Consider the following 12,464-nt stretch of genomic DNA (forward strand, 5'->3'; position numbering starts at 1 on the left):
CGATACTGCCGGCGCTGTTTGGGCGTGCCTTCATCGCATTCACGTCATCGCCATTTGAATGATCCGGTTTTGCGGACTATATGGGAAAGGAACAAGAAAAACGAAAACGGCTGCGGATCGATAATGGGCTCATTCGACTTTGTAACGATTTTTTTCCTGGTGGCTGCGGTGGTCATCTTCCTGCAGTTGCGCAGCGTGCTCGGCCGGCGCACCGGCAGCGAGCGCCCGCCCTTCGATCCCTATTCCAAGCGCGAGACCGCCAGCGAGGCTGATTCGGCCGATCGCGGCAAGGTGGTCACGCTGCCGCGGCGGGACGGGACGGACGAGGAGGAAAATCCCTATGCGTCCGTCGATGGCTTTGCCGCACCGGGCACCCCGCTCAACGAGCAGCTTCGCCAGATCGTCAAGGTCGACCCGTCCTTCAACCCGAAGGAGTTCGTCAACGGCGCCCGCATGGCCTATGAAATGATCGTCGTCGCCTTTGCCGACGGCGACCGCAAGGCATTGAAGAACCTCCTGTCGCGCGAGGTCTACGAAGGCTTCGACGCGGCCATCTCGGAACGCGAGAGAAACGGCGAGGTCGTCCGCTCCAGCTTCGTCGGCATCGAGAAGGCCGATATCGTCAGCGCCGAGGTCAAGGACAGCGAGGCGAATGTGACGCTGCGCATCGTCAGCCAGCTGATCTCCGCCACCTATGACAAGGCCGGCACGCTGATCGAGGGCGATGCGGAAACGGTGGCCGAGGTCAACGACCTGTGGACCTTCGCCCGCGACATCCGTTCGCGCGATCCGAACTGGAAGCTGATCGCCACCGAATCGGAAGGCTGAGCGAGGCAAGGCCAATGGACTATCGCCTGGTTCCGGCCCGGTTTTCGGCGCTTCCCGGCTGGAACGAGGATGATCCGACAGCGCTTCTTTCGGCAATGGCCCGCTGTCGCGATCACATCCGCACCGTAAAACCCTACAGGACGGGCTCGCTCGGCATCACCGCCGGCGAGCTTCTGGTGTTGCTGGATGCGGCGGCCGACGAGAAGCCGCAAGGTCCCGCCGCGGTGCGCGCCTTCTTCGAGGCGCAGTGCGTGCCCTTCCTCATCGAGAAGGCGGATGGCTCGCCCGGTTTCGTCACGGCCTTCTACGAGCCGGAAGTCGCCGTGCGGGCGGAGCCGGACGCCGCGTTCCGCCACCCCTTCTACGCCCGGCCGGAGGATCTGGTCGATATCGACGAGGACAATCGCCCGGCCGGTTTTCCGCCGGGTTTTGCGTTCGGGCTCAAGACGGCCGGCGGGATCGTCGAGCATCCCGATCGCGGCGAGATCGAGCGTGGCTATCTTGCCGGCCGCGGGCTGGAGATCGCCTATGCCCGCTCGAAGGTGGACGTCTTCTTCGCCCATGTGCAGGGCGCCGCGCGGCTGGTCTATCCGGACGGGTCGGTCAGGCGAATCACCTACGCCGCCAAGAGCGGCCATCCCTTTTCCGCGATCGGCAAGCTGCTGATCGACCGCGGCGAGATCGACGCGGCAACCGTCTCCATGGCTTCGATCCGTGACTGGCTGGCCCGCAACGAGGATCAGGTCGACGCCGTGCTCTGGCACAACCGCTCCTTCATCTTCTTCAAGGAGGCGGAGGTCGCGGATCTGTCGCTCGGCCCGATCGCCGCGGCGAAAGTGCCGCTCGTCGCCGGCCGTTCGCTGGCGGTCGACCGGCTGATCCATACCTTCGGCCTGCCCTTCTTCATTTCGAGCGACAGCCTCACCCATATGGATGGCGGCAAGCCCTTCCGCCGCCTGATGCTGGCGCTCGACACCGGAACGGCGATCGTTGGCCCGGCGCGCGGCGATATCTTCACCGGTTCGGGCGATGCGGCGGGCGCGCTGGCCGGCCATGTGCGCAATGCGGCGACCTTCCATATCCTCATGCCGAAGGCAGCGGCGGAGCGATACCTCCATGCCGAAGGATAAGACGCTCTCGAGCGAGGACCGTATCCTCTGGGGCAAGGTGGCGCGCAGCACGCGCGCGCTGCCGGGCAGGCTCGACGCCCTGACGGAGTTCGAGGCCGCCTTTGAAAAGCCGGAGGCCGGGAAGAAGCCCGAGCCGGAACCGAAGAAGACGAAGTCCGCCCCGCCCGCCGAAGGCATCGCGCTCACCATCGGCCGCGACAAGGAGACCCGGCACCACCCGCTGGAGCGCCCTGTCAAGCGCAAGATCGCCAAGGGCCGCCTGGCGCTGGAAGCGCGCATCGACCTGCACGGCATGATCCAGAGCGAGGCGCACGGCTTCCTGCTCGGCTTTCTCATCCGGGCGCACGAGCGGGGCCTGCGCCACGTGCTCGTGATCACCGGCAAGGGCACCTCGCTCGGCAGCGACGGCGCCTTGAAGCGGGCGGTGCCGCTGTGGTTCTCCCTGCCGGAGTTCCGGCCGCTGATCTCCTCCTACGAGCCGGCGGCGCGCAACCACGGCGGCGACGGGGCGCTCTATGTCCGGCTTGCCCGGCACCCGGGAGAAAAACGATGACGACACCCTTCGGCAAGGCCGTGCGGCACCTGCGCGATCGCAAGGGCGTTTCGCAGAAGGACATGGCCAGGGCGCTCGGCGTCAGCCCCGCCTATCTCTCGGCGCTGGAAAACGGCAAGCGTGGCACGCCGAGCTTCGATTTCCTCCAGCGCGTGGCGGGTTACTTCAACGTCATCTGGGACGAGGCCGAGGAACTGTTCCGCATTGCCCGGATTTCCGATCCGCGCGTGGTGGTGGATACGGCCGGCCTGCCGCCGGAATACACCGCCTTCGCCAACCGGCTTTCGGCGGAAATCCGCGACCTGCCGCCCGAGACGGTGCGCCGTCTTGCCGGTATTCTGGAAAAAGCATGCAATAACCGGGTAAAACCCGGCTGATCCCCTGAATTCTGCCGTGTTTGCCCTCTCCCTGATTTGGAACTTGAGGGCAAAATCCCTATATTCAAGGACTTGGAAAGCCGTGATTCGCCGCGCTTCCTGCCTTCCGAAAGAACCCTGGAAAGACGTTTGAATGACTGACACACCCGAGACCGAAAACGGCCCGGCCGAGTATGGCGCAGATTCGATCAAGGTCCTCAAGGGGCTTGATGCGGTGCGCAAGCGCCCCGGCATGTATATCGGCGATACCGATGACGGCTCGGGCCTGCACCACATGGTCTACGAGGTCGTCGACAACGCGATCGACGAGGCGCTTGCCGGCCATGCGGACATCGTGACGGTCACGCTCAATCCGGACGGGTCCGTGACGGTGACCGACAACGGCCGCGGCATCCCGACCGACATCCACAAGGAAGAGGGCGTCTCCGCCGCCGAGGTTATCATGACCCAGCTCCATGCCGGCGGCAAATTCGACCAGAACTCCTACAAGGTTTCCGGCGGCCTGCACGGCGTCGGCGTCTCGGTGGTGAATGCGCTTTCGGTCAAGCTGAAGCTGAAGATCCGCCGCGGCGGCAAGATCCACGAGATGAGCTTCACCCATGGCGTGGCCGACGGCCCGCTGGCGGTGACCGGCGACTGCGGCAGCGAGACCGGCACGGAAGTGACCTTCCTGCCTTCGACCGACACCTTCTCGAACATCGACTTCAACTATGCGACGCTGGAGCACCGCCTGCGCGAGCTCGCCTTCCTGAATTCCGGCGTGCGCATCCTGCTCACCGATCGCCGCCATTCGGATATCAAGCAGGACGAACTGATGTACGAGGGCGGCCTCGAAGCCTTCGTGACCTATCTCGACCGGGCGAAGAAGCCGCTGGTCTCCAAGCCCATCGCCATCCGGGGCGAGAAGGACGGCATCACCGTCGAAGTCGCGATGTGGTGGAACGACAGCTACCACGAGAACGTGCTCTGCTTCACCAACAACATCCCCCAGCGCGACGGCGGCACGCACATGGCGGGCTTCCGCGGCGCGCTGACCCGCCAGGTCGTCTCCTATGCCGATACGTCCGGCATCACCAAGAAGGAGAAGGTGACGCTGCAGGGCGAGGACTGCCGCGAAGGCCTGACGGCGGTGCTGTCGGTCAAGGTTCCCGATCCGAAATTCTCCTCGCAGACCAAGGACAAGCTGGTTTCCTCCGAAGTCCGCCCGGCGGTGGAAAACCTCGTCAACGAGGCGCTCTCCACCTGGTTCGAGGAACATCCCGCCGATGCCAGGACGCTTGTCGGCAAGGTGGTCGAGGCCGCCGCGGCCCGCGAGGCCGCGCGCAAGGCGCGTGAATTGACGCGGCGCAAGGGCGCGCTCGACATTTCCTCGCTGCCCGGCAAGCTCGCCGACTGCTCCGAGCGCGATCCCGCGAAATCCGAACTCTTCCTCGTCGAGGGCGATTCGGCCGGCGGCTCGGCCAAGCAGGGCCGCTCGCGCGAGAACCAGGCCATCCTGCCGCTGCGCGGAAAAATCCTCAATGTCGAGCGCGCGCGTTTCGACAAGATGCTCTCCAGCCAGGAGATCGGCACGCTGATCACCGCGCTCGGCACCTCGATCGGCAAGGACGAGTTCAACGCCGACAAGCTGCGCTACCACAAAATCATCATCATGACGGACGCGGACGTCGACGGCGCGCATATCCGCACCCTGCTGCTCACCTTCTTCTTCCGGCAGATGCCGGAGCTGATCGAGCGCGGCCATCTCTACATCGCCCAGCCGCCGCTCTATAAGGTGGCGCGCGGCAAATCGAGCCAGTACCTGAAGAACGAGAAGGCGCTGGAGGATTACCTCGTCGCCGTCGGCCTCGACGATGCGGCGCTGGAGCTCAGCTCCGGCGAAGTGCGTGCCGGCCAGGACATCCTGGAGCTGATCCAGGACGCGCTGCGCCTGCGCACGCTGCTCGACGGCCTGCATTCGCGCTACAATCGCGCGATCATCGAGCAGGCGGCCATTGCCGGCGCGCTCAACCTCGAGCTCAGCCACGACCGCGAGGCCTATGCCGCCAAGGCGGAAGAGGTCGCCCGCCGGCTCGATCTCATCGCCGAGGAGACGGAGCGCGGCTGGACCGGATCCGTCGCCACGGACGGCGGCCTGCGCTTCGAGCGCATGGTGCGCGGCGTCAAGGAATTCGCGCATATCGACATGGCGTTGATCGGCTCGTCCGATGCCCGCCATATCGACCAGCTTTCCGTCCGCTTCCAGGAAATCTATACGGCGCCGCCGGTCCTGCGCCGCAAGGATGGTCAGGTCGAGATTTCCGGTCCGCGCGCCCTGCTCGACGCCGTCTTCGCCGCTGGCCGCAAGGGGCTTTCCATGCAGCGTTACAAGGGGCTCGGCGAGATGAATGCCGAGCAGCTCTGGGAAACGACGCTCGATCCGAACGTGCGTTCGCTGCTGCAGGTGCGGGTGTCCGATGCGACGGATGCCGACGGCCTCTTCGCCCGCCTGATGGGTGATGAGGTGGAGCCGCGCCGCGACTTCATCCAGGAAAACGCCCTCAGCGTCGCCAACCTCGATATCTAGGCAAGGGAGCCGCCAAAAGGCGGCTATCTTTTATCGGGAAGATATTGCTCTCTCCTTCGTCATCCGCGGGTCAAGCCTGAGGATGACGACAGTGGGTGGGGCTTAGGCGGCCGTGCGCCAATTGCAAGCCGCCTCAGAGCGCGAATTGCCCTTCGGAGACGAACTCTTCCACCTTCTTGCGCCCGCTTGGCACCTCGCGCTTCATGAGGTCCTCGGGCAGCGACTCCTTCGGGGCGATCTTGCCGATCGCAAGCGCCGCTTCCACGCGGAAAACTTCCGGAATGCCGAGGACTTCTCTCGCCTTCTCCCGGTCGATGCCGCCCATGCCATGGGCATGGTAGCCGGCGCGCGTCGCCTCGAGCGCGAGATAGGCCCAGGCGGCGCCGGTGTCGAAGGCGTGGGTATAGGCCGGGCGCATTTCGCCGGCGGCGTTCTGGCGGTGGGTCTGCGAGATGATCACGGCCAGCACCGCGGCCTTGTCCGCCCAGCGGCGGTTGCCCTCGTCCAGCGTGTTGTAGATCCGCTCGAAGGCCTCGGTGCCGCGATGGCCGTAGACGAAGCGCCAGGGCTGGCCGTTGGCGGCGGACGGTGCCCAGCGGGCCGCCTCGAACAGGGAAAGCAGCGTTTCGTGCGGCATCGCCTCGCCGGTGAAGGCGCGGGGCGACCAGCGGTCGAGATAGATGGGGTCGATGGCGTGGTCCGCGGTGCGGCCGGTCGGATCGGTCATTGCAAGCCTCGAATGTCAGTTTGGCCGGCCGACCTTAGACCCGGCGGCGCGTCGCGCGAAGCGGTAAAATCGCGTTCCTGTCGCATTGTCGAACCGGTGGGGGACGCAATATAACCCTTCCGACATGTGAGAAACGGCATCGCGAAATGGGAGATATCCGATGAGCCTCAAAGACCCGAGCCTGCTGCGCCAGGCAGCCCTCGTTGGCACCCGCTGGATCGAGGCGGATGGCAGCGGCATCGCCGTGAAGAACCCGGCAACGGGCGAGCTTGTCGGCCATGTGCCGAAGCTCGGCGCCAGGGAGACGAAGGAGGCGATCGCCGCCGCCGCCGCCGCCCAGAAGGGATGGGCCGCCCGCACGGCCAAGGAACGCTCGGCCGTGCTCAGAAAATGGTTCGAGCTGATGGTCGAGAACAAGGACGATCTCGGCCGCATCCTGACGATGGAGCAGGGCAAGCCGCTGACCGAGGCCACCGGCGAGATCGTCTATGGCGCAAGCTTCGTCGAATGGTTCGCCGAAGAAGCCCGCCGCCTCTACGGCGACATCGTGCCCGGCCACCAGAAGGACAAGCGCATCCTCGTGATGAAGCAGCCGATCGGCGTCGTCGCGGCGATCACGCCCTGGAACTTCCCGAACGCCATGATCACCCGCAAGGCCGGCCCGGCCTTCGCCGCCGGCTGCGCCATGGTGCTGAAGCCCGCCTCGCAGACGCCGTTCTCGGCCATCGCCATCGCCGTCCTCGCCGAGCGCGCGGGCCTTCCCGCCGGCCTCTTCTCGGTCATCACGGGCTCTGCCCGCGAGATCGGCGCGGAGCTCACGGCCAACCCGACAGTGCGCAAGCTCACCTTCACCGGTTCGACGGAAATCGGCGCCGAGCTCTACAAGCAGTGCGCCCCCACCATCAAGAAGCTCGGCCTGGAGCTCGGCGGCAACGCCCCCTTCATCGTCTTCGATGACGCCGATCTCGATGCGGCCGTCGAAGGCGCGCTGATCGCAAAATTCCGCAACAACGGCCAGACCTGCGTCTGCGCCAACCGCATCTATGTGCAGGATGCCGTCTATGACGCCTTTTCCGAAAAGCTCGCCGTCGCGGTCGGCAAGCTGAAGACCGGCAACGGCTTCGACGACGGCGTCGTGCTCGGCCCGCTGATCGACCAGGCGGCGCTCGAAAAGGTCGAGGAGCACGTTTCCGACGCGGTGAAGAAGGGTGGGCGCGTGGTGCAGGGCGGCAAGCGCCATGCGCTCGGCGGCACCTTCTACGAGGCGACCGTCATTGCCGACGTGACGCCCGACATGGCCGTCGCCCGCGAGGAGACCTTCGGCCCGGTCGCGCCGCTCTTCCGCTTCAAGGATGAGGACGACGTCATCGCCCAGGCGAACGACACGGAATTCGGTCTTGCCTCCTATTTCTACGCCAAGGAGCTGTCGCGGGTCTTCCGCGTCGCCGAGGCGCTGGAATACGGCATGGTCGGCGTCAATACCGGTCTGATCTCGACGGCGGAAGCGCCGTTCGGCGGCGTCAAGCTTTCCGGCCTCGGCCGCGAGGGCTCGAAATACGGCATCGAGGAGTTCACCGAGATCAAATATGTCTGCCTCGGCGGCATCGCCTGAGGTCAGGGGACAGGAAAGGCCCGGCCGGCACTGTCCGGCCGGTTTCGTTTGAGAGGGAAAATCGTGGCAGCACCGAAAAACACCTTCAAGGCCGCGCTCCGCGAAGGCCGGTTCCAGCTCGGCCTGTGGGCAGCGCTCGGCAGCGCCTATGCGGCGGAAATCCTGTCCGGCAGCGGCTATGACTGGCTGTTGATCGACGGTGAGCACGGGCCGAACGACATGCCGCTGATCAGCGCGCAGATCGGGGCGCTGCACCGCTCGCCGACCCATGCCATGGTCCGCCCGCCGATGGGCGAGGCCTGGGTCCTGAAGCAGCTGCTCGACCAGGGCGCCCAGACCTTCCTCATCCCGATGGTCGAATCGGCGGCCGAGGCCGAGGCGCTGGTGCGCGCGGTGCGCTATCCGCCGCACGGCATCCGCGGCGTCGGCGCCGGCCTCGGCCGCGCGAGCGACTTCAATCGCACGCCGGATTATCTGACGACCGCCAATGACGAGATCTGCCTCATCGTGCAGGTCGAAAGCCGGGCCGGCCTCGCCGCGATCGACGAGATCGCGGCGGTGGAGGGCGTCGACGGCATCTTCATCGGCCCGTCGGATCTTGCCGCGGACATGGGGCTCCTCGGCAATCCCGGCGCGCCGGAGGTGCTTGCGGCGATCACCCACATCTTCGCGCGCACGAAGGCCCACGGCAAGGCGCGGGGCATCATGACCGTGTCGCTGCCGCAGGCGGCGGTCTACCGCGATCTCGGCGCGGATTTCATGGCGATCGGCACCGACGTCAATTGCCTCGTATCGGCCGCCGGGGCCTTGCGCCGCACCTTCCTCGGCGAAGAGGGGACGGAAAAGCGCGGCGGCGGCTACTGACCGTGCCCGCATCTCCGGCCGAATGCACTGATTCGGCTGGAAATACAGCAAGAACAATAATTTATGTCCGTATTGCTCAACCGGATTTCACCGGAACCGCTCCCGCGATCGCCGTCAGCATCGGCATCGGCACGCCCGGTGTCCAGGCCATGAAGTCGCCGATGCGGCGAACGCGCTTTTCCGCATGGTGGCTGGCAATGTCGCTAAGACGGTGCTCAAGGAAGGGATTGTCGAAGCGCTCCAGGGTCGCCGCGACATAGGCTTCCGCTTCCCTGCCGAACCCCCGGTCGGCAAAGCCGGGCACGACCTCCTCGCTGTAGATCGCCAGAAGCCTCTGCCGCACGCCGGCATCGCCGAGAATAGCCCTCACCGTCTCCTCTGCCGGCCTGTTCTCCGTCATCCAGATGTCCGCCAGCACCGTATGGCCGAGATTGAGGATGTGCAGCTTGAGCTTTTCATGGGGCGTCAGGTCGTCGACGAGCAGAATGGCCGGGTGGCTGCACGGCGCCGTCAGGCCCGGCTGGTTCTCGATTGCCCAGAACGCATAGGGTTCCGCGATGGCCCCGGCCGGCTCCAGCGGTTCCGAGACGATCCGGTCGACCAGCGTATTGCCCCAGATCACGCTTCCGCACAGCCAGCTTCGAAAATCGGACTCCGGGTAACGATCGGCTTGCAGGTCGAGGATCAGCCGTTTCAGCACGTCGCCGTTGCGGGAAACGAGTTCGCAAGGCAGGAGGGTCAGCCCGCGCCGGTTCGCCGAAAAACGGTCGTGCAGAAGCGCCAGCAGCTTGCCGGGAAAGGAAGCGGGGACGGCACCGGCAAGGTCGTCCGGCCCCGCCGCGTAGCCGGTGTCGCCGGTATTGGAGAGCACGACCTCGGCCTCCTCGCGAAAGACCTGCCGCACCGCATCCCAGTCGTTTGCCGCCGAAAGCGCGCGCGCGACGCTGGTGACCTGCTGCTCGCAATCGATGGCGCGCCCGTCCTTGCGTCCGCGCACGATCACCGGATAGCCGCCCGGCGCCGCGAGCGCGGCAAGCCGGCCCGCGCGCTCCGGGGCGCCCGTGGTCTGGACGACCGTGATGCGGCCGAGCGCTTCGCCCCTCTCCAGCGCTTCGCCGATGAAGAGGTCCGCATGCGCCTGCAGGAAGCGGCTGGTCCCGAATTGCAGGATGGGCGTGCCCATGCCGTCCTCGTCAGTTGATCGATTGCAGGAGCGTTTCGCGCGCGGATTTCAGATGCTGCCGGCAGGCCAGCTCGATCTCGATCGGATCGCGCGAGCGCAATGCCGCGATATAGGCAAGGTGCTCTTCCAGGGCCCGGGCATTGCGCTCGCGGGCATTCGTCTTGTTCCACTGGTAGTGGTAGTGGAAGACGATGGCGATGACGTCGTAGAAATCGACGATGAAGCGGTTCTTCGAGGCCCGGTGCACGAGGAGGTGGAAGCGCTCGTCGAGCTCGGAGAAATCCCGGTAGCGGTTTTCGATATCGGCGAGGATCGCGTGGTGTATCGCCTCGATCGCGTCGAGTTCCCGCCAGGCCGGATGATCCTCCGGCAGGCGGGCGAAGGCGGTTGCCGAGCGCAGCTCGAACATCTCGCGCACTTCCGTCAGCTCCAGCGCGAAGTCCCTCGTGAAGCCCTTCAGCACCCAATGGCTGTTCGGCCGTTTCTCGATCAGGCCGAAGCGGCTGAAGCGGATGAGGAATTCGCGCACGCTCGTCGTGCCGATGCCGATCTCGCGGGCGAGTTCCAGTTCGTTGATCTGCATGCCCGGCTCGGCGCCGCCGGCAAGAATCCGTCGCATGAAGCTGCGTTCGATGATCTCGGAGAGCGAATCCGTTTCCTCGGTCGGAAAATAATCGGCGGCGAGCGGCTTGCGCAGCACGACCTTGCGCCGCTTCTCCCAGGTGAGAAGGCCGACCTCCTCCAGCCGGGTCAGGATCGCGCGAACGGTCGTGCGGCTGACGCCGAGCGTTGTGCCGAGTTCCGGCTCCGAGGGCAGGTTTGCCGTCTGCTCCAGGAGCTTCAGGCAGCGATTGAAGGCGTCCTTGAAGACGGTGTTCTGCTTGGCCATGGGTGCCGCCGGTTCTCTGGTCTGTTGCGTCCCTTGCGGGCTGACCGGGCGAAAGGCCGGACGCGGGCCGCCTGAAGCGCCGGCGTCGTCATCCCCCCGTTTCCTCCTTCCCGCATATTACCCATTGACGGTGATCTGTCTATTGTCGATAAAAGACAAAACGTCGGCGGGAGGACGCCGGCGGGGAGGCTCAATGAAGACGCGCACCATCGGCAGGACGGGCCTGGCTGTGACCGAATTCGGCTTCGGCACAGCGGCGCTTGGCGGTCTCTACCGGGCCTGCCCGCGTGACGCGGCGATGGAAACGCTTCAGGCTGCCTGGGACGAGGGCCTGCGCTATTTCGACACCGCGCCCTGGTACGGCTTCGGCCTTGCGGAACGCCGCACCGGGGACTTCCTGCGCGACAAGCCGAAAGGCAGCTGGGTGCTGTCCAGCAAGGTCGGACGCATCATGGTTCCCGTCGCCGACGACAAGGTGCCGAGCTACGGCTATGTCGATCCGCTGCCCTTCGACGTGCGCTATGACTACAGCTATGACGGCATCATGCGCTCCGTCGAGCTCAGCCATGCCCGCCTCGGGCTGAACCGCATCGATATTCTCTATGTGCACGATATCGGCGTCTACACGCACGGTGCCGAGCGCAACGCCTTCCATTTGCGCCAGCTGCTCGAGACCGGCCTGAAGGCGCTGGAGGAACTGAAGGCGTCGGGCGTCATCAAGGCCTATGGGCTGGGCGTCAACGAGGTGCCGGTCTGCCTCGACGTGCTCGGAAACGCCGAGCTCGACTGCATCCTGCTCGCGGGCCGCTACACGCTGCTCGACCGCTCGGCTGTCGCGGACCTGCTGCCGCTGTGCGGGAAGAAGGGCACCTCCCTGGTGGTCGGCGGCGTGTTCAATTCCGGCATCCTGGCGACGGGACCGGTGGAGGGCGCGCATTTCGACTACATGCCGGCAACGTCCGATGTCGCGGCCAGGGTCGGCGCGATGATGGCGATCGCGCAGCAAGGGGGCGTGCCGCTCGCCGCGCCGGCGCTCCGGTTTCCGCTCAGCCACCCGGCCGTCGCCTCGGTGCTGATCGGCACCGCGAAGCCGGAGAGCCTGCGCCGCAACATGGCATTGGCACGCATGGACCTGCCGCAGGACATTTACCCGGCTTTCGAGCCGCATACAGTGGTCGCGCCGGACCTCGGGGAAAACGCCGTCCGGCAATGATTTCGATCTGGGAGGATCGCCAGGGCATGTTGAAAGGCATTCATCCGCTGCTCGGGCCGGATCTGCTGCACGCCATCCGGACCATGGGCCATGGCGACGACATCGTCATCGCCGACGCCAATTTCCCGTCGAGTTTCCTCGGTCCGAAGGTCATCCGGGCCGACGGGGTCGATGCCGTGTCGATCACCGAGGCGATCCTTGCGCATATGCCGCTCGATACCTTCGTGCCGCAGGCCGCCTGGCGCATGGAGGTGGTCGGCGATCCCGCGGCGGTGCCCGAGGTCTGCGCGACCTTCCAGGATCTCGTCCACCGGCTGGCCGGCGATTTCACGGTGCATGCGGTCGAGCGCTTCGCCTTCTACGAGATGGCGAGAAAGGCGGCCTATATCGTCGCCACGACGGAGTTCCGTCTGTATGGCAATATCATTCTGAAGAAGGGTGTCGTGCACCCGCACGAGGTATTTCAGGTCTAGCCGCCCCGGCGGCCATCGTTTGGGAGGACGGATGGCATGGACTGGAGCA

At 65.7% G+C, this 12,464-nt stretch carries 11 protein-coding genes and 2 pseudogenes; 10 read left to right on the plus strand and 3 right to left on the minus strand.

All coding sequences use genetic code 11. The annotated features are described in order from the left end of the window. Positions 1-123: 123 nt before the first annotated feature. From MUU56_RS29030 to gyrB, 6 genes and pseudogenes are all read left to right on the plus strand, one after another. Positions 124-828 carry a Tim44/TimA family putative adaptor protein gene (locus MUU56_RS29030; RefSeq protein ID WP_244770759.1) on the plus strand — a complete coding sequence of 235 codons (705 nt, stop codon included), beginning with the start codon at positions 124-126 and terminating at the stop codon, positions 826-828. 14 nt (positions 829-842) lie between these two features. Further along, a complete protein-coding gene (gene mltA / locus MUU56_RS29035) occupies positions 843-1,958 on the plus strand; it encodes a murein transglycosylase A (protein ID WP_244770760.1) in 1,116 nt (371 codons plus the stop codon). Further along, a pseudogene (locus MUU56_RS32965) lies at positions 1,945-2,047 on the plus strand (Smr/MutS family protein); the annotation flags it as partial. The gene mltA and the pseudogene MUU56_RS32965, both read left to right, overlap by 14 nt. Positions 2,048-2,166: 119 nt before the next feature. Beyond that, positions 2,167-2,511 (plus strand): annotated as a pseudogene (locus tag MUU56_RS32970) (Smr/MutS family protein); the annotation flags it as partial. After that, positions 2,508-2,888 carry a helix-turn-helix domain-containing protein gene (locus MUU56_RS29045; protein WP_244770762.1) on the plus strand — a complete coding sequence of 127 codons (381 nt, stop codon included), beginning with the start codon at positions 2,508-2,510 and terminating at the stop codon, positions 2,886-2,888. The pseudogene MUU56_RS32970 and the gene MUU56_RS29045, both read left to right, overlap by 4 nt. 133 nt (positions 2,889-3,021) lie before the next feature. After that, on the plus strand, positions 3,022-5,454 hold the full coding sequence (gene gyrB, locus MUU56_RS29050) for a DNA topoisomerase (ATP-hydrolyzing) subunit B (RefSeq protein ID WP_244770763.1): 2,433 nt from the start codon (positions 3,022-3,024) through the stop codon (positions 5,452-5,454). Between the two features lie 133 nt (positions 5,455-5,587). Here gyrB and MUU56_RS29055 read toward each other — a convergent pair whose 3' ends face one another. After that, positions 5,588-6,181: a nitroreductase family protein gene (locus tag MUU56_RS29055; RefSeq protein ID WP_244770764.1), complete on the minus strand. Its 594-nt coding sequence runs from the start codon at positions 6,179-6,181 to the stop codon at positions 5,588-5,590. A 160-nt stretch (positions 6,182-6,341) separates the two neighbouring features. Between MUU56_RS29055 and gabD the strand changes: the two genes are divergently transcribed. Together gabD and MUU56_RS29065 are read left to right on the plus strand one after the other, a co-directional pair. After that, on the plus strand, positions 6,342-7,793 hold the full coding sequence (gabD, locus tag MUU56_RS29060) for an NADP-dependent succinate-semialdehyde dehydrogenase (protein WP_244770765.1): 1,452 nt from the start codon (positions 6,342-6,344) through the stop codon (positions 7,791-7,793). Positions 7,794-7,856: 63 nt separating this feature from the next. Further along, on the plus strand, positions 7,857-8,657 hold the full coding sequence (locus tag MUU56_RS29065) for an aldolase/citrate lyase family protein (RefSeq protein ID WP_244770766.1): 801 nt from the start codon (positions 7,857-7,859) through the stop codon (positions 8,655-8,657). Between the two features lie 76 nt (positions 8,658-8,733). On the opposite strand, the gene MUU56_RS29070 is transcribed toward MUU56_RS29065, so the two are convergent. Further along, the gene (locus MUU56_RS29070) at positions 8,734-9,840 is read right to left on the minus strand and encodes a mannitol dehydrogenase family protein (RefSeq protein WP_244770767.1); all 1,107 of its coding nucleotides are present in this window, start codon (positions 9,838-9,840) and stop codon (positions 8,734-8,736) included. Between the two features lie 10 nt (positions 9,841-9,850). After that, a complete protein-coding gene (locus MUU56_RS29075; protein WP_244770768.1) occupies positions 9,851-10,729 on the minus strand; it encodes a GntR family transcriptional regulator in 879 nt (292 codons plus the stop codon). A 193-nt stretch (positions 10,730-10,922) separates the two neighbouring features. Between MUU56_RS29075 and MUU56_RS29080 the strand changes: the two genes are divergently transcribed. Next, positions 10,923-11,942, plus strand: coding sequence for an aldo/keto reductase (locus MUU56_RS29080; protein WP_244770769.1), 1,020 nt, complete (start codon positions 10,923-10,925; stop codon positions 11,940-11,942). A 26-nt stretch (positions 11,943-11,968) separates the two neighbouring features. Next, positions 11,969-12,415 carry an RbsD/FucU family protein gene (locus MUU56_RS29085; protein ID WP_244770770.1) on the plus strand — a complete coding sequence of 149 codons (447 nt, stop codon included), beginning with the start codon at positions 11,969-11,971 and terminating at the stop codon, positions 12,413-12,415. Positions 12,416-12,464 lie beyond the last annotated feature (49 nt).

Origin of the sequence: Shinella yambaruensis, from assembly GCF_022899355.1 — a bacterium.
GTDB lineage: Bacteria > Pseudomonadota > Alphaproteobacteria > Rhizobiales > Rhizobiaceae > Shinella > Shinella yambaruensis.

Excerpts from the sequence above, each read along its gene's own strand:
- MUU56_RS29030 (WP_244770759.1), top strand. The coding sequence starts at position 124 with ATGGGCTCATTCGACTTTGTAACGATTTTTTTCCTGGTGGCTGCGGTG.
- mltA (WP_244770760.1), top strand. The coding sequence starts at position 843 with ATGGACTATCGCCTGGTTCCGGCCCGGTTTTCGGCGCTTCCCGGCTGG.
- MUU56_RS29045 (WP_244770762.1), top strand. The coding sequence starts at position 2,508 with ATGACGACACCCTTCGGCAAGGCCGTGCGGCACCTGCGCGATCGCAAG.
- gyrB (WP_244770763.1), top strand. The coding sequence starts at position 3,022 with ATGACTGACACACCCGAGACCGAAAACGGCCCGGCCGAGTATGGCGCA.
- MUU56_RS29055 (WP_244770764.1), bottom strand. The coding sequence starts at position 6,181 with ATGACCGATCCGACCGGCCGCACCGCGGACCACGCCATCGACCCCATC.
- gabD (WP_244770765.1), top strand. The coding sequence starts at position 6,342 with ATGAGCCTCAAAGACCCGAGCCTGCTGCGCCAGGCAGCCCTCGTTGGC.
- MUU56_RS29070 (WP_244770767.1), bottom strand. The coding sequence starts at position 9,840 with ATGGGCACGCCCATCCTGCAATTCGGGACCAGCCGCTTCCTGCAGGCG.
- MUU56_RS29075 (WP_244770768.1), bottom strand. The coding sequence starts at position 10,729 with ATGGCCAAGCAGAACACCGTCTTCAAGGACGCCTTCAATCGCTGCCTG.
- MUU56_RS29080 (WP_244770769.1), top strand. The coding sequence starts at position 10,923 with ATGAAGACGCGCACCATCGGCAGGACGGGCCTGGCTGTGACCGAATTC.
- MUU56_RS29085 (WP_244770770.1), top strand. The coding sequence starts at position 11,969 with ATGTTGAAAGGCATTCATCCGCTGCTCGGGCCGGATCTGCTGCACGCC.